Here is a 23,643-nt window from a genome sequence, read left to right on the forward strand (position 1 = left end):
GCTGATTATCAACTCCTTATCCGAATACAACCGGATCATGGGCTTACCACAGCCCGAGCATCCGCTGATCAGCGTGCTGGACATCGGATGCCGGCAGGAAATTCCGGACCTGCCGGGCGATAAGCTGATCTATAATTTCTACGGCATTTTTTTAAAGAGAAATATCGGAAACGGGCTGGGCTATGGCCGCAAGTATTACGATTTCAGCAATGGGGTCATGGGTTTTTCTTTGCCAAAACAGGTATTCACCCTGGACAGGGAAATGGATTATTCTAAAATAACCGGGTGGATGCTGCTGATCCACCCGGATTTTTTGCGAAAGTACCCGGTAGCCAAGAAAATTGCCAGCTACGGTTTTTTCTCCTATCATCTCCATGAAGCATTGCATCTTTCCGAAAAAGAGGAAAAACTGATTGACGGGATTATGCGGAATATCCGGGACGAGTACAGCCAGCAAATTGACGGGTATAGTCAGGATGTAATCGTTTCTCACATCGAGCTACTTCTCAACTATGCTAACCGATTCTACAACAGGCAGTTTATTACCCGCAGCAATGCAGAACAAGAGCCTGTTGCCCGTTTCGAACAACTGGTTTCACAGATTTTCAGTGAAGATCAAATCAGCAGGATACCCGGTGTTAATGATCTTGCGGAGCAAATGAATGTATCCCCACACTACCTCAGCGACATGCTCCGCTCGCTCACAGGCATGAGTGCGCAGCAGCATATTCATAATCAACTGATCGAAAAAGCCAAGGAAATCCTCCTGACTACGAACCTGTCGATCAACGAAACTGCTTACAACCTGGGTTTCGAGTATCCGCAATATTTTAACCGGTTGTTCAAAAGCAAGACAGGGCTGACACCGGCAGCATTCAGGAAGGATTTTGTTGGTAATTAATGTCAGAGGCAAGTTCAAAAATAGGCCGATCCCAGCGTTGGGGGTAGGTGGAACCTACGCCTGACCAAAGGATTTTGAAAGAAAAATGGGCATTCTAGTTCCCTATCACCACTCTGACCGGATGTCTCCAACCGTTGCGCAGTTCGACGATTAGCAAATAACTGCCGTTGGAAAAATTATGTAAATCGATTGATTCAAATATCTTTCCGGAATAAAATACTTGCCTGCCCATCTGATCCAATAGTTGCGCGCTTTTAAACAAGGACGGATTTTTCAATTCAATCGTAAACTTATCATTTGCAGGATTTGGATATATTTTCACCTCTTCATGAGACGTTAATCCAGCAAAATGAACCGACCGAATCGTGCTGTATGAATAAGTGCGATCCTGATCTACCATTTTCAGCCGATACAGGTTTTTGCCGTCTCTCGGGGTTAAGTCCAGAAAATGGTATTCAACAGAATTAATTGTGTATTCAGCCGCTTTTACAGATTCAATTTGTTCCCATCTTTTCCCATCGCTACTTCGCTGTATTTCAAAACCATAACTGTTTATTTCTGACCCGGTTTGCCAATCCAAGCGAACATGATTTTCAAAGGATTTTACATCAAATGAAATCAGCTCCACTGGTAACGCAGCATCATTATTATACCTCACCAAGGCAAAATTATAGTCGGAACCATTCCTGGAATAGCCTCCCACAACAATTTTTCCATCCTTTTGAAGAGCCACGGCTGTTCCGAAATCCCAGTTTCCAGCGATATCTGTTATGACTCTTCCATTATTACCAAAAGTAACATCGTGCTGCCCATCCGAATTAAATCTTACTAATGCAAAATCCAGCGTAGTACCAGCCTGAACTGCGGTGTAACCAAGCGCCAAGATCTTGTTATCCGGCTGTACAACTAGAGACATTGCAATATCCGACGTAGTGTCGAAAGATACCAGCACAATCCCTTTAGAGCCAAAAGTGTTATCAAAAGATCCATCCGAATTAAACCTCACCAATGCAAAGTCCTCATATCCCCCAAATACAGCTTTGGTTTTGCCTGAGATTAAAATTCTTCCATTTGATTGAATAGTAATAGCGTGCGCAGTACTCTCAGCTCCAACATCCGCAATCGTAGTGCCATTAGCTCCAAACGAGCTGTCCAGGCCGCCATCTTCATTTAGTCTGGATACAAAAAAGACGTTTTTGTAGACATCTTCCTCGAAATCATAAATCTCTGTAAATCCGGTTGCCAAAATCCTTCCATCCGGTTGTAAGGCCATGCCTCTCACAGACTGCCAAAAACCCAGATCACCCAAATTAATACTAACACTGCCATTAGCGCCAAAACTTGTATCAATATTTCCATTGCTCTCGTATCTTGCAAAAGCCAGATTATGATCCGGGAAACCAGAAGTGTCAATAGTATATCCCGCCAAGATTAATTTCCCATTTGGGAGGATCACGATCTGATTTGCTTTCTCATCGCTGGCGTTGAAATCAGTTGTTACAATTCCACCTGAACCAAAAGTCAAATCCCGCGCACCATATTTAGTCAGTCTTACCATTGCAAAGTCATAATCGTATCCATTGTGAGCGCAACCAGCTATTACAATTTTGCCATCTGGCTGAATTACTCCACAAAAAGCCTGATCAAATGCAATTTCATAGATCTGTATTTTTGAAATTCCATTTACTCCAAAAGATCCATCCAGTGATCCATTCGCCATGTATCGAATGATCGTCATGTAACTTTGGCCTTGCTGGGATGTTGAGTACCCTACTGCAACAATTTTTCCGTCATTTTGAATTAAGACGGAACACACCTGATTATAAATCTGATCAACATCCGTGACAACCTTCCCCCCCTGTCCAAAAGTCTGATCCAGGGAACCTGGTTGTCCGTATAGTTTGATAGTACAAAAAAATGTAAACAGCAAAATTACAGTATAATTCCTTTCCATATTCGTGCTTTTATGTTGAATGATGAATTGAAATTATATGGGATGTAATGTAAACTGTAAAAGAATTACCAGACGGTAGGAATAGTTATCCAACGCATTTGCGATCTGTTGTATGTCTTTGAGCAGGTGCGTGAATAATTACATAACCTGGGCCCCGCCAGATTTCCAACCGGCACCTGTAATGCGGATACGCTTTTTTCATAACCGGTCACAGACCGGTGTAACTCGAACGTAGGCCACGCCTACGTTCAACTTCTCACAAGTAATTGCAATATTTCCTCAACCTACCACTGTTAGGTTTCTTATCGAAAGGATCGCTCTTGAAGATTACCTGGCAGCCGTTCTGAATTGTTGCATTTCGAAACGTTTTAAACTGAACTAACGTAACGGTACTGCCTATACTCCAGAACTATTATGCCTCGGTGCACCAAAGCATCATCTCACAACTTATATTCCTCAATTTTCCTGTAAAGCGTAGCGATGCCGATTTCCAGCAGCCGGGCGGCCTCGGCTTTGTTGCCTTTGGTGTAATTCAATACTTTTTGAAAATGCAGTTTTTCAGCGCTCGCCAGTGAAAATGCAGACATATTTTTTGAATTGTCCGTCAGTGGCTGCGCAAATTCAAATGGCAGGCTTTCCACATCCAGTTCCTGTCCGTCGGTTAGGATGACACTTCGTTCAATCACGTTTTTCAGTTCACGGATATTCCCGTTCCACGGATTACGCTCCAGGGCAGCAACAAAACCAGCCGACAGTGACTTGATTTTTTTATTGGCCTTAATCGAAAATATAGCAGCAAAATGGTTCGCAAGCGCCGCAATATCGGTAACCCGCTCGCGGAGTGCCGGGATCGTAATCTGGAAAACCGACAATCTATAAAACAAATCGCTCCTGAACTCTCCTGAATCGATCAGCTTTGGCAGGTTCCGGTTGGTAGCGGCAATAATTCGCACATTCACCTTCGTAGGATGCGTTTCGCCGATCTTGATAAATTCGCCCGTTTCCAGCACCCGCAGTAATTTCGCCTGTAGTTCCAGAGCCAGCTCCCCGATCTCATCCAAAAAGATGGTTCCGGAGCTGGCTTCTTCAAACAATCCTTTCTTGTCCCTTATTGCTCCCGTAAATGCCCCCGCCTTGTGTCCGAACATCTCGCTTTCGAGCAGATCTTTACCGAACGCAGAACAGTTGATAGCCACAAAAGGCTTCCTGGCCCTGTTACTCGCCTGGTGAATCGATTGTGCAAAAACCTCTTTCCCCGTCCCTGTCTCGCCCAGAAGCAGGACCGTTGTATCGGTCGGGGCCACCCTTTTTGCAAGATCAATACAAGCCAGCAGGCTTTTCGATTTCCCGATGATTGAGTCAAACGATCTTTTCTCTCCCAGCTGTTTTTCAAGGTTTAAAACCCTTTTATTCAACTCAGCCTTTTCCAGGGCGCGGTAAATCAGCGGGATGATCTTATTGTTGTCGTCACCTTTGGTAATGTAATCAAAAGCCCCGTTTTTTATCGCCTGAACACCGTCAGGAATATTTCCATAGGCAGTGAGAAGGATTACTTCCAGTGCAGGATATTTGTCACGGATTGCCCTGATCATTTCCACACCGTTCCCGTCGGGGAGTTTCACGTCGCAAAGCACAATGTCTGTTTCCGCCTGGTCGAGCTTTTTCCAGGCTGATCTGAAATCTGCCGCCTCCGTTACTTCAAAACCTTCAAGCCTGATAATCCTGGCCAGCAATCCCCTTAGTTTTTCCTCATCATCAATGATCAGTATTTTTTTCATGCTTTCAGAGGCGGTACGGCAATGATCGGTTAAAAGTTGTTAGGATGCAGGCAGCAGGACCAGTAGTCATATATTATTCTGAACCTCCTTTTAAGTTCGTCGAAATTGCTTTCTTTCTTAAAAAATCCCTGAATAGTCGATGAATAGGCTTTATCGATGATCTGTGGATTGTCAGCCGTACTGAAAAAAACAAAAGGAATTGATTTCTTCCTGAGGAAGTCGTTCTGTTCAATCCGCGAACGCAACTCCAGACCGTTCATTACCGGCATATTGATATCACATATTATTACAAACGGCTGTTCCAGAGTAGTTTCCAGATACAAGAGCGCTTCCAGGCCGTTTCCAAAAAATAGAAGCTTGTTGGGTATCGCTAATTCTTCGATAACACTTTTGAGCAAAAACTGATCGTCTGCATCATCCTCAATCGCAATGATTGGCCCTTTTAGTGACATTCCCGGGATCGTTGTTAAGTAAAACACCGGGGTAAATATCGTATATATTCGAACCAATACCAATATGGCAACTGCCCTACATTTATAGAAACATACCGCCCGATGCCTCGATACGCTGTGCTGTGATCCAGCCTGCTTCCTCCGAACACAAAAACGCCACGATCCCTCCGATGTCCTGGGGCTGGCCAACCCTTCCCAATGCCGTGACGGAATTCATCGCATCTTCCAGCTGAGGCTGGTGCTCGAAAGCCCCTTTCGTAAAGTCGGTGTGGATAATGCCGGGCGCGACAAGGTTAACGGTAATACCACGGTGTCCCAGTTCTTTGGCGAGATACTTCGTCAGGGTTTCTACTGCACCTTTCACAGATGCATAAGCGGCGTAACCGGGCGTCGCAAATCTGGTCAGTCCGGTAGACAGGTTAACGATCCTCCCGTTGTCAGCAATATAAGGAAGCGCTTTTTGTGTCAGGAAGAAAACACCCTTGAAATGGACATTCATCAGCTCGTCAAACGAATCCTCCGTCGTCTCGGCGAAAGGGCTGTGAATACCAATTCCTGCATTATTGATGAGGAAATCAAAATTATTCCTACCCCATTTTGTCTGTAGGTTTTCCGATAGTTTGTTGAAAAAACTTGTAAAAGATCTGGTGTCCGAAGTGTCCAGCTGCAATGCTACGGCCTGCCTGCCGAGTCCTTCAATTTCTGTAACTGTGGCCTGAGCGTCCGCTTCGTTCGTTTTGTAAACTGCTATGATGTCCGCCCCTTGCTTAGCCAGGTTAAGCGCCATATTTTTACCCAATCCGCGGCTTGCGCCTGTAACCAGCGCGATTTTGTTTCCTGATTCCATTTTTTTCTTTGTTTTAAATGAATGAAACAAAGGTAGAGGCACCGGGTCCCGAAAAGCTGCCGGTTTCAAATCAAAAATTACAAAATTCAAATCTCACAGCCGGAAAGCGCGTGGGCTGACAGATGTATGTTTTTTGAAGAGGTTGTTAAAATGGGAAGGTTCTTCAAACCCCAGGCTGTATGCGATTTCTGCTATGTTCCAGTCTGTATGTTTCAAAAGGATCTTTGCTTCCTTGATGATCCTTTCAAGGATCAGCTCCGTCGTCGTTTTTCCGGTAATTTCCTTCAAAACTTTATTGAGATAGTTCACGTGGATCGACAGCTGATCGGCATAGTCTTTCGCCGAACGGAAGCGCAGCTTCTGGTGCGGGGGCTCAACTGGAAACTGTCGTTCCAGCAATTCTATAAAAAGTGAAGAAACCCTTCTGTAAGCATTAGTCTCGACAAAGAGCGAGGTCGCAGGCTGTAATTTCTGCCCGGTGTGGATGAGCTCTATCACATAATTCCTGAGCAGATCGTACTTAAAGGTATAGTCAGACGCTATTTCCCTGAACATTTTTTTAAAAATGAACCGGATCTCTTCAATCTGTTCATCGGAGAGAAAGAAGATCGGGTCGCCTCCCGGCTGAAATACCGGAAGGTCTTTCAGCCTGACGCCGCTATTGTCCTGGGTAAGAAAGTCTTCCGTGAAAATGCAGAATGCCCCGGACTGGTCATCGTCCAGAGGTTCGTAATTGTAGGGTATCTGAGGGGTGGCAAACAGGAGCGCATTTCGCTCAATATCAATCACCTTATCCGCATACTCCGCCCGGTTCCTGCCAATGATCAGACTGATTTTATAGTAGGCCCTGCGGTTATAAGGCATTGTCCGGTTCTTCGATCCGCGATGCAGATCCTCGATCCTGAAAACATTAAAATGCCCTATCTCCTTCTGGATCGCCTCCGGGACAATCTGTGAAGTATCTTTGTAAAAATCCTGTACAGTGGCTGGCTTGTTCATACCCCGAAATTACGAAATTCAAATCAGGATATCAGGCTATTCATATTCCGCGAAAGATTCGTCGGCATAGCACCAAAGCCATTTTTCGCCCGGCTCCGATGAAATAACGACCGGGTGGCCCGTCTGCAGAAAATGCTGTGTGGCATGTTTCGCAGGCGAACTGTCGCAGCATAGGGTTACTCCGCAGGTCTGGCAGGTACGCAGGTGTACCCATCTGCCGCCTGCTTTCACACATTCTTCGCAAACATACTTGTCAGCAGTCTTGATTTCTGTGATTTCCGTGATGTGGCTACAAACTTCTCCCATTATATTTCATTTAAATACTGATGAACAAAACTGATCGACATAGAACCCTCTCCCACCGCTGACGTAACCCGGTTCATAGCTCCCGCACGGACGTCTCCGGCTGCAAAAATTCCCGGTGAGCTGGTTTCCAACAGGTAAGGATCGCGCTGCATTTTCCAGATCTGGCCAAATCTTTCATGGGCCTTCATATCGCGCCCTGTTTCGATGAACCCTTTGCTGTTTTTCAAAATCTCCAGTCCCACCCAATCTGTATACGGCCTGGCGCCTATGAAGATAAATAACGCGTCCGCCGGCACTTCCCGTTCCTCTCCGGTATTCAGGTCAACAAGGGCAAGTCCTTCCAGATGGTCACTGCCTTTAGCTTCCAGTATCTCTGTGCAGCCCAGCACCCTGATATTGTCAGTATTGCTGATCTGGTCTATCAGATAAGACGACATGGACGAGGTAAGGTCATTTTTGCGCACGATAACATATACATTTCTTGCGAATTTGGATAAATACATCGCCGCCTGCCCCGCCGAATTCCCGCCTCCCAACACATAAACATCCTTGTTTCCGCAAGAGCTGGCCTCTGTGCTCGCGGCTCCGTAGTAGATGCCTCTACCCGTAAATTCACCTATTCCTTTGGTTTCAAGCTTTCGGTAGTCGACACCTGTTGTGATCACCACCGCTTTTGCGTTGATCTCGCTCCCGTCTTCCAGGACAATCGTTTTATATTTATCCTTTAATTTGATCTCCTTCACCGACTGTGGTGAAAGTACCTCCGTACCAAACCGCGCTGCCTGCGTTACCGCCCGGCGCGTCAGTTCCGCTCCGCTCAAACCGGTAGGAAAACCAAGGTAATTCTCGATCCTTGAACTCGTCCCGGCCTGTCCGCCCGGTGCTTTCCGTTCGATCAGCAAAGTGCTCAATCCTTCTGACGCTCCGTAAACAGACGCCGCAAGTCCGGCGGGCCCGGCCCCTATGATGATCACATCGTAAATCTGCTGTTTTACTTTGGCATTCAGCCCGATCTGCGATGCTATGTCGATCAGTGACGGGGTTTTCAAAACAGTGCCGTTCTCAAATATCACAGCCGGGAAATCCACCGGACAAAGGTTATTGGTGGCAATGATCTGTTTGCCTGCTTCGCTGGAAGCAGCATCCAGCCACATATACGGCACCAGGTTTCCGGCCAGAAAATCTTTTATTTCATGCGATTTTGGCGAAAATTGGTACCCAATCACCTTGATACCCGTGAAATCCGGACGGTAATTTGCCTGCCAGTCACGCAATAATTCGTCAACGGCAGGATAGAGCTTTTCTTCCGGGGGATCCCAGGGTTTCATGAGGTAATAATCCAGCCCCACATCATTAATGGCCTTGATCGCGGCTTCGGTATCTGAATAGGCAGTCAGCAAAACCCTTTTGGCAAAAGGAAAAAGTACCATTGCTTTTTCCAGAAAATCAACCCCCTGCATCTCAGGCATCCGCTGGTCTGAAATAAATATCGCCACTTCTTCGCCCCTGTTCTGTAAATCCAGCAGACTTTCCATAGCCTCGCTGACGGAAGATGTGCTCAGCACCCGGTAGTTATCTCTGTAATGCGCTTTCAGATCGCGACTGATTGCCCTTAAAACCTGCAGATCGTCGTCAATTGAGAATATAATGGGCAAACCCATGATGAGTGTTTTATTAAATGATGAAAACTAAACTTGTCCGTTGATCGGGAAACAAACCTGGAATTCGGTTCTTCCCGGCCGGGAATGCAGGGTCACCGATCCATGATGCTGTTTTACAATCCGCTGAACAACATCCAACCCTAAACCTGTTCCCTTTCCGATTGATTTCGTGGTAAAAAAAGGGTCAAAAATCCTCGTTTTGATTTCCTCCGGGATACCCGGACCGTTATCGCAAATCGTAACTTTCACAAACTCCTTGTCCCGCTCGGTGATCAGCGTCAGTTCCGGTTCAGGCTGATTTTCCAGCGCGTCGATCGCATTATCGATCAGGTTCGTCCAGACCTGATTCAGCTCGCCCACCATAGCTTTCACCGGCGGAAGCGTGAGATCAAATTTCTCTGTCACTTTTACATTGCCTTTTTTGAGCTTGTAGGTGAGCATGGTCAGCGTATTTCTGATGCCGGTGTGAATATCTGTAAATTCTTTCTCTCCACCCCTGTCCATGTGTGTGAAATTTTTCACCGCGCCGATCAGGTCAGCAATTCTTTTCGAGGCTTCCTGAATGTCCGTTACCATGCGCTCGGTAGTAAGATTGATGTTGATCCAGGTCAGTATCGGCGACAGGTCGGATGCAGGGATGTGGTGTGTAAGTTCATTCAGCTTTGCCTCGTCAAAACCGAATTCGACGAAATTTTCAGCCATGTCCATCGAATCCGTTACCTGATGGTCGTCAAGCCAGTCCATGATTTCGTTTTCTTTTTCCGACCGCTGCATCATCGTCAGTACGGGACGTTCGGTACTTGCCAGGGCAGCAAACATACTCGCAATGACCACGTCTATTTCCTCCGGGGGCATTTTTACAGAAATCAGCTTTTTGAAAGCATCCGGCTGAAGCTGCAAATGTTTTCTCAGCGAAGCTGAGCCGCGCACAATTGCGGAAGCAGGATTATTCAGTTCATGGGCGAGGCCGGCGGATAATTTTCCCAGCGCCATCATTTTTTCATTCTGCTGTTCCAGGGACGTGAATTCCCTTACGCGGGACGTCATCACAATCACCAGCGCCTGCGTGAGCTCATAATGTGACACGATGAGTTCCTTCAGGTGTTCTTTGGGAAAAGTCATGACCTGCGTCAGTTCCCGGCACTGCGCATAAGCAATGTAGACCTTACCTCTTGAGAAAGGCAAAATCCCCGTAACGGCTCCACTGGTAAACTCGGCAATGGTATGTTTTGTGTTGTTTTGTAAACGGTAAAGTTCTATCCGCCCGCTGATAATCACATGTGTGCCGGTCATAGGCTCCTCGGGTACGCCCATATTTTCGCCTTCCTGCAACTCATAATGCACGCTCCGGTCGATCATCCATTGCAGCTGATCATCCGGAACATTGTGAAACACTTCAATAGACTTTAAATCCGCTACGTTGATGTCCTTCATGAAAAGAAAAGGTTGTGGTATCTCAATCTCCTAATTTCCAAAATATTTAAGGATAATACCGCTTTTTTCCTTCAATCCGTTCAACTCAAATTGAAAACCGTCACGCACTTCACTTTAACCACCCGTTTCAGCCCAAAACAATCCGATTGTAGATCTTGTATTCGGGAAGGCCGGTAATATGCTCCGACAAACTGATCTCCACCCAGTCGCGGTTGCCGGGATGCAGAAATACACCATTGAAAGACGGGTAAAGTACCTGCAGAATTTCTACCGAACCGGGCTCAAGAACAATCTCTTCATGCCCCAGTTCGCTGGAAAAATAATGCCCCGTGCAAAGTCCGGCCGAAGTCTCAAATTCAACCTTGACACTGCTTCCCGAAACCTCTTGCCTCGCAACATCAACCACAATTTCCTCCCGCAAATCCTCCGCAGTCCCCAGCGTTTCCTCCTGGTCTCCCAAAATATCAATAACACTCATGTCAATTCGGTTTAATGTATAAATAGCCCCTGATGGCCCGGACATCAGACGTCTTTCAAAAAATTGTTCCTGCCGGACCCACCACCAGCCAATGCGCGGGAACACGGTATGATTATTTTATGAAATTGACCAAACATGAACTACTATGACACTCGCTAAATACAAGGAAAAACGCAAGTTTGACCACACCCCGGAACCCAAAGGCGGCAAAGCTGCGGCCGATGAACTGATATTCGTGATCCAGAAACACCACGCGTCCCGGCTGCATTACGATTTTCGCCTCGAAATGGACGGTGTGCTTAAAAGCTGGGCAGTACCCAAAGGCCCCTCGACAGACCCTGCGGTAAAAAGACTGGCGATGATGGTGGAGGATCACCCATACGATTACAAAGATTTTGAAGGCATAATCCCGGAGGGAAACTATGGCGCAGGTACCGTAATGGTTTGGGATTTTGGCACTTACGAGCCGCTGGAAGAGGCTAAAACAAAAAAAGAAAAGGAGAAATTGCTACTCAAAGAGCTGAAATCCGGATCATTGAAATTCAGATTGAAAGGTAAAAAGCTGCATGGGGAATTCGCGCTGGTGAAGACCAAAGGAATGGAGGAAAACTCTTGGCTGCTGATCAAACACCGCGACAAATTTGCCGCTGAGTCGGATATTACAGAAAAAGACAAGTCGGCTGTTTCCAACCAGACCCTCGAAAAAATAAAGGAAACAAGCGATCATATTTACGGGGAAGAGCCGGAAAAGGAGAAAAAAGACACAAAAAAAAAGCCCCAAAAAAAGGGAGCTGAGGCCGTAGAGGAATATCTGGAAGCCGGGCAGGACATCAAGAACGAGTCTGTGCAAAGCGTCGCCTCGATTTTAAAAAAAGCCGGGAAAAAAAAATTCCCGGACACGCTCATTCCCATGCTCGCAACGCTTGTAGACGAACCTTTTGATGACCCAGGATGGGAATATGAGGTAAAATGGGACGGCTACCGGGCTATTGCATACATGAACAATGGTCAAACTGAACTGAAATCTCGGAACAAAAAATCATTTAACGAGAAGTTCTATCCCATATATGACAGCCTGAAAGACTGGAAGATCAACGCTGTGGTGGACGGAGAGGTAGTCGTGGTCAATGATAAGGGACATTCCGATTTCGGGGCATTGCAAAACTGGCGCAGCGAGGCGGACGGCGAACTGCTTTATTATGTATTTGATGTTTTGTGGCTGGACGGAAAAGACCTAACCGCACTGACACTAACCGAAAGAAAGGCGGTGTTGCAAAGCATCGTACCCGAGGAAGGTCCGCTCAGAATTGGTTACAGTATCGCTTCCGACGGCAATGCCTTCTTCGAGGCGGCTGAGGAAATGGGGCTCGAAGGTATCATTGCAAAAAGGTCCGACAGCACTTATGCGCCGGGCATCCGAACCAGGGACTGGCTGAAAATAAAGATCAACAAACGGCAGGAGGTCATTGTAGTGGGGTACACACGAAACGCGGGGTCGCCAAAGTTGTTCAGTTCATTGCTGCTGGGAGCTTATGATAACGGCGTTTTAGTGTATGTCGGCAAAGTAGGGACTGGCTTCAAAGATTCCCAGCAAAAAGAAATGCTGGCAAAGTTCAAACCGCTCGAAACAAAGAAAAGCCCTTTCAAAGAAATACCCGATTACAATAAACCATCGCGCTTCCGTCCTAATCCGCCGAAAGCCGACGCAACCTGGCTGAAACCGGAACTGGTATGCGAAGTGAGCTTCGCAGAAATAACCACCGACGGCGTATTCAGGCATCCTTCGTTCGAAGGCATGCGTGAGGACAAAAAGGCGAAAGAAGTAGTCATTGAAGTTGAGAAACCTGTGGAGGAAGTCGTGACTGAGAAGCCCGCCAAAAAGAAGGAAATTATTGAAAAACCCGTCAAAGGCTCACGCAAAACACTTCTTAATCCGACAGACGAGAGCCAGGTGAGAAAGATCAAAGGAAACGAAATCAAATTCAGTAACCTCAGCAAGATCTTTTGGCCCGAGGAAAAATATACGAAACGTGACCTCATCAATTACTATTACCAGATCGCACCATTTATCTTACCATACATTAAAAACAGGCCATTATCTCTAAACAGGTTTCCAAATGGCATCAACGGAAAAAGTTTTTATCAGAAGGATGTGACAGGAAAAGTGCCGTCCTGGATCGAGACGTTTCCTTACACCTCCGACGGTGAGCATAAAAACTTCATGCTCTGCAATGATGAAGACGCGCTGTTGTACATGGTCAACCTGGGCTGCATCGATATCAATCCATGGAACAGCTTGACCGATACCCCCGACAACCCCGACTGGTGCCTGCTTGATCTTGATCCCGATACCACCAATACTTTTGAACAGGTGATCGAAACCGCCCTGACCATCAAAAAAATCCTGGACTCGCTCAGCGTACCTTCCTATTGTAAAACATCCGGTTCCACGGGTCTTCACATTTACATTCCGCTGGAAGCAAAGTATACCTACGATCAGTGCCAGTTGTTTGCGGAATGGGTCGCCGGGCAGGCGCAGCAGCAACTTCCCGATTTTACGAGCGTCGAACGCATGACAAAAAAAAGAAAAGGCAAGCTTTACATCGACTATCTTCAGAACAGGCCCAAGGCGACCTTGGCAGCCCCGTATTCTGTCAGGCCGAAACCGGGTGCTACCGTATCGATGCCTTTGCATTGGGAGGAAGTCAAAAAGGGTCTTCAGTTAAGAGATTTTACGATACTGAACGCAGTGGAACGCAGCCAAAGTGAAGGCGACCTTTTCAAGCCGGTGCTGGGTAAAGGTATTGATCTTGAAAAGGCGATTTCAGCCATTGAAACCGATGTATAGGGGAACTCTGCGGCAGCCCGGAATCACGATGTTGTTGCGTGGCGACTTGCCGGGCAAATATCAAGATATGGCATATTAACGTTAAAAAACAGCTAATGTTTTCTCAAATGTAGTAGTAATGTAGGGGCGATTTTTCCAAGATTTTCTTTCAATTGAGCAATATGAGGTAGTAATGTAGTATCACATTATGAAAGGTTTCCCCATGCCCCTGCTACCTTTGCCAGCAAGGTGATTGTATTATTATTTCAACAAAATATAGTGCAAAAGCCATTGCCAAATTCTGCTAACAAACCTAATTAACATGAAAATGAAAATTGTACTATTATGTAGTATGTTAATGCTCTATGGCATTATGGGAACCGCCATCGCGCAGAGCCAGATCAGGGGCAAGGTCTCTGTGAAACCTGGCGGCGAAGCACTGGTCGGGGCAACTGTAGTAGTAGAAGGGACTACCTACGCCACAAGCACCGACGCCGCAGGGAATTATTCGATAAACGCCCAGCCCGGCGCGGTACTTGTTGCGAGTTTTATCGGGATGATCACCCAGAAAATCTCGGTCGGCAATGAAGCCGTGATCAATTTTGAAATGGTGGAATCTGCCGACAACCTCACGGAAGTGGTGATCGTAGGTTACGGGGTGCAAAAGAAAAGTGTGGTAACCGGTGCCATATCAAGTGTAAAGGCGTCCGATCTGGAAACGATGCCCATCAACCGTCTGGAAGAAGCATTGCAGGGAAGGACATCGGGATTGACCATTGCATCAAACTCAGGCCAGCCCGGCTCCGCGGCAACGGTACGCGTGCGCGGCGTCACTACCCTGAACAATAATAACCCGCTTTGGGTGGTGGACGGCGTGGTCGTCGACAACGGCGGAATAGGTTACCTCAACCAGTCGGATATCGAGTCCATTGAAGTGTTGAAAGACGCTGCCTCTCAGGCGATTTATGGCGCCAGGGCTGCGGCAGGTGTTATTTTGGTAACAACAAAAAAAGGAAAAGCAGGAGGGATCAGGGTGAATTACAATGGTTTTTTCGGTACTTCACAGCCGGCAAAAAAGCTTGACTTACTCGATGCGACCCAATATGCAACGATCCGCAACGAAGCCTCGGTCGCTGCTGGCGGTCAGCCGGTGTATACCAATCCGGCTTCGCTGGGGAGAGGCACAGATTGGCAGTCCCTTATTTTCAACAACAGCGCTAAACGCCAGAACCACGAACTGAGCGTAAGCGGCGGCAATGAACGTTCAACGTTTTACCTGTCTTTCGGCCACCTGGACCAGGAAGGTATTGTGGCTACATCTATTTCACAATACAAACGGACCAATATCAGGCTGAACTCCGAACATAAAATTTCGAAATGGCTGACCTTTGGACAAAACCTCGGTTACGCGCATGACAAATCCATCGGACTGGGCAATACCAATAGTGAATTCGGCGGACCGTTGAGTTCTGCCATCAACCTTGACCCCATCACGCCTGCAGTGATCACCGATCCGGCGGTTGCGGCTGCCGCGCCTTACACCAACAAAGGTATCCAGCGCGACACTAACGGAAATCCTTACGGAATATCGGGAGCAGTGGGACAGGAAATGAGCAACCCGCTTGCGTATATACAAACGCGTTTGGGAAATTACGGGTGGAGCGACAACATTGTAGGCAACGCTTATCTTCAGGCGGAGCCGATCAAGGGACTGTTACTGAAATCGACCCTTGGAACCAAGCTGGCGTTCTGGGGAGCAGAGAGCTTCTCTCCGATCTCCTGGCTGAACGCAGCATCTGTTACTTCACAAACGAACTTCAACAGGACCAACAACCGCAGGCTGGATTACAACCTTGAAAATACCGTTTCCTATACCCGCGGCTTTGGTTTGCATAACGTAAACGTGCTGCTGGGACAGGGGGCTTACCTGGATAACAACACCCGCATGACCAGCGTAACCTTCTTCAACGTGCCTGCGACCAACTTCGACGACGCCTCGCTGAATTTCAAGGTACCGGCTGATCAGCGGAACTCGGACGGTTCAGAAGGCGCCAATCATACGGTAAGTTCTCTTTTTGCGCGTATCAACTATGATTACAATGAAAAATACCTGGTTCAGGCTTTGGTGAGAAGAGATGGATCGTCACGTTTCGGGGCCAACCACAAATATGGTATTTTCCCTTCATTCTCGCTGGGATGGGTACTTTCTAAAGAGAACTTTTTCCCTTCCACCAATGCGGTTAACTTCTTAAAGCTACGTGGTGGTTACGGGGTTGTGGGTAACGATGGTATCGGCGATTTTGCTTACTTGTCGACGATCGGAAGCGGCAGAAATTATACAATCGGGAACTCAGGCAGCTATCTGATCGGATACAGCCCCAATGCCCCGGCCAACCCCGACCTGAAATGGGAACAAACGAGCCAGACGAATATCGGTCTGGACGCAACGGTTTTCCAGAATGTCAATATTACGTTTGAATGGTTTAAAAAAGCGACGAAAGATATCCTGCAAAATCCAAGGATACCTGGTTACGTAGGTGCGATCTCCAATCCTGCCGCCAACATTGCCGACATGGAAAACACGGGAATTGAACTGGAACTCGGTTATCAAAAGCGCCTCGGCGGAGTTGATTTTTCGGTAAGTGGTAACGTTTCTTACATTGAAAACAAAGTAACCAACCTAGGAAACGGTGTGGAATATCTGTCGGGAGGTGCCAGTTTTCAGGGCGCCCCACCGATCACCAGAACACAGGTCGGCTATGCGATCGGCTCGTTTTATGGGTATAAACAGTCGGGGATCTTTCAGTCTCAGGAAGAAGTGGACGCACACGTGAGCAGCAGCGGAACCAGAATCCAGCCGAATGCAAAACCGGGCGACTTCCGCTGGGAAGACCTGGACGGAAACGGTACCATTACCGAAGACGATCGTACTTTTATCGGCAACCCGACTCCGAAATGGTCTTACGGCTTGACGATCAATGCTGCGTACAAAGGATTTGACCTTGTAGTATTTGGCCAGGGCGTTGCAGGCAACCAGATCTTCCAGGGACTTCGCAGGCTGGACATCGCCAATGCTAACTGGCAGAGCGATGCACTCGGCCGCTGGACGGGACCGGGGACGTCTACCGATTACCCGCGCATCGTGAATGGTGACCCGAACAAGAATTTCCAGAACCCTTCTACATTCTATCTGGAAAAAGGCGATTTCTTCAGGATGAAAACCTTGCAGCTGGGCTACTCACTACCTGCCGCGCTGATCAGCAAAATAGCGATGAAAAAAGCGCGTATTTACGTCATGAGCCAGAATTTGTTCACACTGACCAAATATTCGGGGTACGATCCTGAAATCGGCGGAAGTGTCCTGAGTATCGACAAAGGGATTTACCCGCAGGCAAGATCTTACATGATTGGCTTGAACATCGGTTTTTAACATTGAATAATCAGAAAAATGAAAAGAAAATATAGCAAATACTTCACGGCACTGACGCTGACTGCAGGCTTACAACTGATGTCATGCTCTGACAGCTTTCTGGATGTAAAACCTAAGGGACTGGACCTGGAATCGAACTATTACCGGAACCAGGAAGAAGCATTCAACGGAGTAGTGGCAGCCTACGATGTAGTCGGCTGGCAGGGATCGGGATTCGTAACCACCATTGCCACACTAAACGCAGCTTCCGACGATCATTATGCCGGAGGCGGCGGCCCCAGCGACATCATGGATTTCCAGGTAATCTCTAATTACACCTTAAATCCTACCACAGGACCGCAGGGTGAACTCTGGCGGAAAGGATTTTCAGGGGTTTTTCGTGCAAATTCAATTCTGCAAAAACTGCCTGATGTCCCGATGGACGAGAATGTCAAGAAAAGATATACCGCGGAAGCCAAGTTTTTGAGAGCCTATTTCTACTTTGAACTGGTACGGTTGTTCAAAAATATTCCCTTGTTCACGACACCAGTGTCGACCAGCGATATGTACGATGTGCTACAGGCTACTCCGCAGGAGGTTTATGGGCAGATTGAAAAGGACTTGTCCGAGGCTATTCCAGACCTTCCGGCCAGCATCAATGTTGCGACGGAGGCCGGGAGAGCGAGCCAGGGCGCAGCGCATGCGATCCTTGGAAAGGTTTATTTGTATCAGGAAAAGTTTGCCCCGGCTGCACAGGAACTTGCCCTGGTAAACGGTACCCCGGGTGGCGCAAACACGTATGGCTACAAGCTGCTTCCCAATTTCGGGGATCTCTGGAAATCAGACAATAAGTTCAACAGTGAATCTATTTTTGAGATTTCGTATACCAATACTTCCGCCGGAACGTGGGACTGCGTCTCCTGTACGGAAGGTAACATCATGAACATCATTACTGGCCCGAGAGGCTATACGCGCAAGTCGGATACCGCGCCGGACTATGTTTCGGGATGGAGCTTTTTACCAATTACACCGGAGCTTTTCAGCGCAATTCACTTTGATCCGCGCAACAAAGCAACTGTGGCCAACCTGGACAGCCTTGAAAAAGCAGGCCTTGTTTCGTATGAAAAAGGATACATGAACACGGGTTACTTTCTTGAAAAATTTGCAGGAAGAGTTTCCAATCGCTGGACGGGAGCGGGAACGCCGGAGCTGAATTTTCCGCAGAATATGTACGACACGCGACTGGCTGATACATACCTGCTGGAAGCCGAAGCACTCGTGCGCGGAAATGGCGACCTGACCCGCGCAGCAGCGCTGATCGGTGCGGTACGTGCCCGCGTCGGCCTCAAACCTGTGGCAGCTACCTTAGAGAACATCAAAAAAGAAAGACGGCTGGAACTGGTAGGCGAAGGCCACCGGTGGATGGACCTTGTCCGTTGGGGAGACGCGCCTACGGCATTGAAATCCAAAGGCTTCGTTGCCGGCAAACACGAGATCCTACCTATTCCGCTGCTGGAAATGGAAAACACAAAGATCGAGCAAAGCAAAGAATGGGGCGGTACCCGGTAGGTAACCTCCGATATCCGTACCCCGGGATCCACGCACCCCGAACCCAGGGCTTAAGCCCTGGGCTGGGGTGCCCTGGGCTGGGGTGACCGGGGCTGGGATGCCCCGGGTTCGGATGACCTGGGCTAGGGTGACCTGGGCTGGGGTGACCTGGGCTCGGGTGACCTGGGCTGGGGTGACCGGGGCTAGGGTGACCGGAGCTCAGATGACCTGGGCTGGGGTGCCCCGGGCTCGGATGACGGGGATGGCCCGTGCTGAGCCTCATCTACATGAAATCCAAGAAAATAATTGAACATGTTTACTTCGGAGGGCAACTGCAGTTTCTTTCTGAGCCTGTACCGGCTTACCTCCACTCCTCTCAGGGAAATATTCATGAGCTGCGCTATTTCCTTGCTCGACAAATTCATCCGCAGATAGGCGCTTATTTTCAGTTCATTGGATGTAAGGTTCGGGTATTTTTCTTTTAAGGCTATCAGGAAGTTGCTGTGCACATTGTCGAAATGCTTTGAGAACTGTCCCCAGTCCTTATCGACCTTATTCTCATCTCCTACCACTTTGATCATCTTTTTAAGGTCTTCACTGGTCTTTTCATTGTCGGCCGTTTTAGTGATTTTGACAAGATCCGATTTCAGTTTGGACAACAGCTCGGCTTTTTGAACCAGGTGCATTGCCGAAGTAGCGAGATCCGTGTTTTTATGCAGGATCTCAGCTTCCAACTTTTCATTTTTGAGCTTGATGATCTCCTTTTCATTCTTTTCCAGTTCCAGCTGGTGAAGGTATTGAAGCCTTTTCTGTTCTTCCTGATACTTCTGCTGCTGCCTGACGAACCTTTTTTCCTGCCATTTGTAAAAAAGGTAAGTGAGCGCAACGATTATCAGCGCATAACCTATATATGCCCAGAAAGTCTGGTACCAGGGCGGCAGGATCACAAACGAATAGTCCGACACAGTGGACTCACTTCCAAAGTTATTCCGCGCTTTTACCTGAAAAGTGTAATGCCCGGGAGGCAGGTTGGTGTATTCCTTGCTGCTCTTGTCTGACCAAGCAGACCAGCTTTGATCCAGTCCTTCCAGAAGATAAGCATACTCAATACTCGATTGCTGGCTGAAAAGCGTAGAAGAAAATTCGAAGCCGATGGAATTCAAACGATTGGCAATGTGAAGTATCTGCGAGTCCGGCTGTTTTTTCACCTCATTAACCTCTCCGAAATATCCTCCAAAGAGCAAACTGTCGACGGTGCCCATTGTCCTTACCGTCCTGATCTGGACGCCGATGCTGTTTTTATTTTGTTTGTAATTTTTGTAATTGATATGATAAAAACCTTTTTCCCCGCCTACCAGAATATTGTTTTCATCCACCGCATGAATGTATTCAAAACCGGAAACCATTTTGTGACTCATTTCAGGCAAGTAAATAATCCTCGATTTTCCGCCTGACATATCCACCACCCCGAGCTGCTTATCCCTCACAAACCACACATTCCCTTCCTTGTCTTCTTTCAGGTACAGAATGCCCGGCCTTTTAAAAATGCTGTTATAAAATGCCGAGGCTTCAAAATTGTCTTTCGCGGGATTATATTGGTAAATGCCCTTTTCAGTAGAGACCAGGATTTTATTTTTTATCCTGAAAACATAGTTGTTATTGAGGGACAAAGGTAACCCTTCCCTTACGCTGTACTGCCGGGAAGTAGAGCCGCCATTTCCCTGAAATGTTATTCTGAAAACACCTCGGTAAGGATGTGAAGTCCAGATCACGTTTTCATCCTGGATGTCCGAGCATAAAAACCTTGAAGCTACGTCAAACCCGGGAACAGAGCCAGCGGTATGAAATTCCTGTCCGTCGTATTCCAGAAAATTGATCCCGTTATAATTACCGACCGCGACCCTGGAAACCGGATATATACCCGACAAAGGCAGGAAACCCCAGAAGCCGTTCCGCATCGCAATAGGCCTGGCGACATTATTCACGATTTCGAAAATCCCCTCATGATGCGCCATGAGCAGGTGACCGTTGATTTCGGCGAGCCCCCATACCTGCCCTCTCGAATTCTCTACAAATGAGAAGGTTTCCTTTGCAAAACTCAGATCCGAAAATTTACCGGTCGGGACGGAAAACAAGCCATTGGATGTTCCGATAAACAATTGGTTCTGATAAATGATGGAAGCATATCCGGAACCGTCCTCTGAGGGCAGTATGTTTTTGATCGCATTGTTGTAGGCTATGAAATCAATTCCGTTATCAAGCCCAAGCCATACATTCTGGTCCTTGTCGCTGAAAACGCTCAGGATATTGTTATTCTGAATGCCGTCGGCGGTGGAAAAACGGTGTACAAGTTCACCCTTGTTGGTAACGATATAGCAGCCACCGAGTGTCGTGGAAAGAGCAATGAGGTCCTTGTTGACCCTGGTCGCGTTATATATCCTTTCATCGCTGATCTTGTCCACAAAGGGTGATTTCATCCTTACCGCCCGGTCTTCGGTCAGGATAAAAAGGCCGTTTTCCATCGTCACCAGCACCGAGCTGTCCTTTCCGAGCGGAATGATAGCGGTAGACAAATATTCTCCCGGCAGCTCGCCCGGCCCCATATACTTTTCCCAGCGGCCGTTTGCATACCTGAGCAGGCCATTCTCTGCATCCTGTGCTACCAGAGCCTGACTGGTTTTCCCCATGAACCGCCAGTGGGAGGCGGGATTAAAAACCGTCATAGTGCTGTCTTCATACAGGAAGATCTTGTTACTGGCCCGGAAGAAAACGGATCCGTTTTGCGAGGAAATATTCCAGATATCGGAAAAACCAAGGTCCTTTTTCTGAAGCAGCTTTTTCAGGGACACAAATGTGAGAATGCCATTTTGATCAGGTGAAAAATAACCAAATTCATTCTCCCCACCGATATAGATCCTATTGTCGATCCCGATTTCCAGCGAGCGAACTTTGGTCTTGTTGGGCAACGGGTAGATTTTCCAATGTATTCCATCGAATGTGAGCAGGCCCTCATTATTGGCAAAATACATTATGCCATTCCTGTCCTGACGAATTGCCCAGTTCTGTGTCCCGGCTTTGTAATTCTTCTTGGTATAATTGACCACCTCCGGCAGTCCGATTGTATTCTGCCCACGGACGGAGGTAAACACGAGAATCAGAAAAAGTCCGAAAATTACACTTTTCATTTTAAGCGTTTGTTGTAGGTCAGGTATTGGGATGAAGTAGTGTTATCAAGCATCAAATGCAATTTGCCAAGCTTTTTCGAGAGATTGCTGTAGTAATGTAGTAGTGCCCGATTAGCAGACATGGCACCAGCTGACTTAACTTTGAAATTGCAATATTACATATTTTTAGAAGTTTGTCACTATTTGCATAGCTTACCCTAATTTCCTGCCACACCATCAAACAATCTCACATGATGACTACAATCTGCAAACTAGCCGGCGTTTTTATGCTAACCTGCCTGCTCTCCTGCAACAATGGTAACTCCCAGGTTCAGTCCGGAAGGTCCGTTTCTTTCTGGCTTACCAATTCGGATAAGTCGGCACTTTTTGAGGAACAGAAAACACAACCTGCTTTCGCCGACAACACCGGTGCAAAAGCGGACATTGTGATCAACGACCAGGAAACCCACCAGACCATCGACGGCTTCGGATTTACCCTCACGGGCGGCAGCGCGTCACACCTGGTCAAAATGAGCGCCGCAAGCCGTGCCGCATTATTAAAGGAGCTCTTCTCGCTTGACGGCAACAACATTGGGATCAGCTACATGCGGGTGAGTATCGGGGCCTCCGACCTCAACGAAACGATCTTTTCCTACAATGACCTGCCGCAGGGGCAGAAAGACCTTAATATGGAAAAGTTTGATCTCGGGCCGGACAAAAAAGACGTTATTCCTATTTTGAAAGAAATCCTTGCCATTAATCCGGACATCAAAATCCTGGGGTCGCCCTGGTCGCCCCCGGTCTGGATGAAGGATAATAATGATACGCGTGGCGGAAGTCTGAAACCTGAGTTTTATGATGCCTATGCCAAGTATTTTGTCCGGTATGTGCAGGATATGAAAAAGGAAGGTATCAGGATCGACGCGATCACGGTGCAGAACGAACCGCTTCATCCAGGCAACAATCCAAGCTTACTGATGCTTGCCAAAGACCAGGCGACATTTGTAAAAAACAATCTTGGCCCCGCATTTAAGGCCGCAAATATCGATACAAAGATCATTATCTATGACCACAATGCCGACAAACCGGAGTATCCGATATCTATTCTGAATGACCCTGAGGCAAAAAAGTATATCGACGGTTCGGCGTTTCACTTGTACGGCGGGCAAATTGAGGCGCTTTCAGAAGTACACAATGCGCACCCGGACAAAAATCTGTATTTTACGGAGCAATGGATGGGCGCACCGGGAAATTTCCTCGAAGATTTCCCTGATCATATCAAAAAACTTACGATTGGTTCAACCCGCAACTGGAGCCGTACCGTGCTGGAATGGAACCTTTCAAACAATCCTGAAAACAAGCCATACACGGATCGCGGCGGCTGTGACAGGTGCCTGGGCGGCGTGACGATCGACAAGGATAATGTGAGGCGGAACCCTGCTTACTATGTAGTGGCGCATGCATCTAAATTTGTCCGCCCGGGATCCGTACGGATTGCTTCCAATGAGGCGCCTGACCTCCCCAATGTGGCTTTCAAAACGCCTGACGGCAAAAAAGTGCTGATCGTTTTAAACGATTCCGACGCGACAAAGACATTTACTTTTCAGGACGGAAAAGATGTGGCTTCTGCCACTTTAAAACGTGGTGCAGTAGGGACGTTTGTTTGGGAGTAGGGTTGATTTTGAATGAGCCGCCGTGGAACGGGGAGTGATTGAATGATTGAATGAGTGAATGAGTGAATGAGTGAATGAGTGAACGAGGGAATGAGCCGCCGTGGAACGGGGAATGAGTGAGTGAGTGAATGAGTGAATGAGTGAATGTCATTTTTGGTCATTTGTTGTCATTTATAGTCATTTATAGTCATGTATTGTCTCAATAGCAACCT

Annotated in this window: 15 protein-coding genes; 5 read left to right on the top strand and 10 right to left on the bottom strand. The window is 47.4% G+C overall.

Translation table 11 applies throughout. The features are described 5' to 3' along the window. Positions 1 to 37: 37 nt before the first annotated feature. On the top strand, positions 38 to 901 hold the full coding sequence (locus FBF61_RS06450; RefSeq protein WP_205748241.1) for a helix-turn-helix domain-containing protein: 864 nt from the start codon (positions 38 to 40) through the stop codon (positions 899 to 901). A gap of 94 nt (positions 902 to 995) precedes the next feature. Here FBF61_RS06450 and FBF61_RS06455 read toward each other — a convergent pair whose 3' ends face one another. The 9 genes from FBF61_RS06455 to FBF61_RS06495 form a co-directional block, all read right to left on the bottom strand. Then, positions 996 to 2,855, bottom strand: a complete 1,860-nt coding sequence (locus tag FBF61_RS06455; protein ID WP_138476390.1) for a T9SS type A sorting domain-containing protein — start codon at positions 2,853 to 2,855, stop codon at positions 996 to 998. Positions 2,856 to 3,295: 440 nt separating this feature from the next. Then, entirely contained in the window at positions 3,296 to 4,633 is a 1,338-nt protein-coding gene (locus FBF61_RS06460) for a sigma-54-dependent transcriptional regulator (protein WP_138476391.1), read from the bottom strand. Between the two features lie 29 nt (positions 4,634 to 4,662). Beyond that, on the bottom strand, positions 4,663 to 5,085 hold the full coding sequence (locus FBF61_RS06465) for a response regulator (RefSeq protein ID WP_138476392.1): 423 nt from the start codon (positions 5,083 to 5,085) through the stop codon (positions 4,663 to 4,665). An 82-nt stretch (positions 5,086 to 5,167) separates the two neighbouring features. Next, entirely contained in the window at positions 5,168 to 5,932 is a 765-nt protein-coding gene (locus FBF61_RS06470; RefSeq protein ID WP_138476393.1) for an SDR family NAD(P)-dependent oxidoreductase, read from the bottom strand. 93 nt (positions 5,933 to 6,025) lie between these two features. Then, positions 6,026 to 6,931, bottom strand: coding sequence for a helix-turn-helix domain-containing protein (locus FBF61_RS06475; protein ID WP_138476394.1), 906 nt, complete (start codon positions 6,929 to 6,931; stop codon positions 6,026 to 6,028). A 36-nt stretch (positions 6,932 to 6,967) separates the two neighbouring features. Next, the gene (locus tag FBF61_RS06480) at positions 6,968 to 7,237 is read right to left on the bottom strand and encodes a UBP-type zinc finger domain-containing protein (RefSeq protein WP_138476395.1); all 270 of its coding nucleotides are present in this window, start codon (positions 7,235 to 7,237) and stop codon (positions 6,968 to 6,970) included. Continuing rightward, positions 7,237 to 8,898 carry an NAD(P)/FAD-dependent oxidoreductase gene (locus FBF61_RS06485; protein ID WP_138476396.1) on the bottom strand — a complete coding sequence of 554 codons (1,662 nt, stop codon included), beginning with the start codon at positions 8,896 to 8,898 and terminating at the stop codon, positions 7,237 to 7,239. Before FBF61_RS06485 ends, FBF61_RS06480 begins: the two co-directional genes overlap by 1 nt. A gap of 27 nt (positions 8,899 to 8,925) precedes the next feature. Further along, entirely contained in the window at positions 8,926 to 10,332 is a 1,407-nt protein-coding gene (locus tag FBF61_RS06490) for an ATP-binding protein (protein ID WP_138476397.1), read from the bottom strand. A gap of 127 nt (positions 10,333 to 10,459) precedes the next feature. Next, positions 10,460 to 10,810, bottom strand: coding sequence for a hypothetical protein (locus tag FBF61_RS06495; protein WP_229214936.1), 351 nt, complete (start codon positions 10,808 to 10,810; stop codon positions 10,460 to 10,462). Positions 10,811 to 10,955: 145 nt separating this feature from the next. Here FBF61_RS06495 and ligD point away from each other — a divergent pair, with 145 nt between their 5' ends. From ligD to FBF61_RS06510, 3 genes are all read left to right on the top strand, one after another. Next, on the top strand, positions 10,956 to 13,658 hold the full coding sequence (gene ligD / locus FBF61_RS06500; protein ID WP_138476398.1) for a DNA ligase D: 2,703 nt from the start codon (positions 10,956 to 10,958) through the stop codon (positions 13,656 to 13,658). A 307-nt stretch (positions 13,659 to 13,965) separates the two neighbouring features. Continuing rightward, entirely contained in the window at positions 13,966 to 17,067 is a 3,102-nt protein-coding gene (locus FBF61_RS06505) for a SusC/RagA family TonB-linked outer membrane protein (RefSeq protein ID WP_229214937.1), read from the top strand. Positions 17,068 to 17,085: 18 nt separating this feature from the next. Beyond that, complete coding sequence (locus tag FBF61_RS06510; protein ID WP_138476399.1) at positions 17,086 to 18,615, top strand: RagB/SusD family nutrient uptake outer membrane protein; 1,530 nt, start codon at positions 17,086 to 17,088, stop codon at positions 18,613 to 18,615. A gap of 182 nt (positions 18,616 to 18,797) precedes the next feature. Here the strand turns inward: FBF61_RS06510 and FBF61_RS06515 are convergent, their stop codons facing one another. Continuing rightward, entirely contained in the window at positions 18,798 to 21,779 is a 2,982-nt protein-coding gene (locus FBF61_RS06515; RefSeq protein ID WP_138476400.1) for a ligand-binding sensor domain-containing protein, read from the bottom strand. A gap of 230 nt (positions 21,780 to 22,009) precedes the next feature. Between FBF61_RS06515 and FBF61_RS06520 the strand changes: the two genes are divergently transcribed. Next, complete coding sequence (locus FBF61_RS06520; protein ID WP_374756605.1) at positions 22,010 to 23,431, top strand: glycoside hydrolase family 30 protein; 1,422 nt, start codon at positions 22,010 to 22,012, stop codon at positions 23,429 to 23,431. Positions 23,432 to 23,643 lie beyond the last annotated feature (212 nt).

This window comes from Dyadobacter bucti (assembly GCF_005869225.1).
GTDB lineage: Bacteria > Bacteroidota > Bacteroidia > Cytophagales > Spirosomataceae > Dyadobacter > Dyadobacter bucti.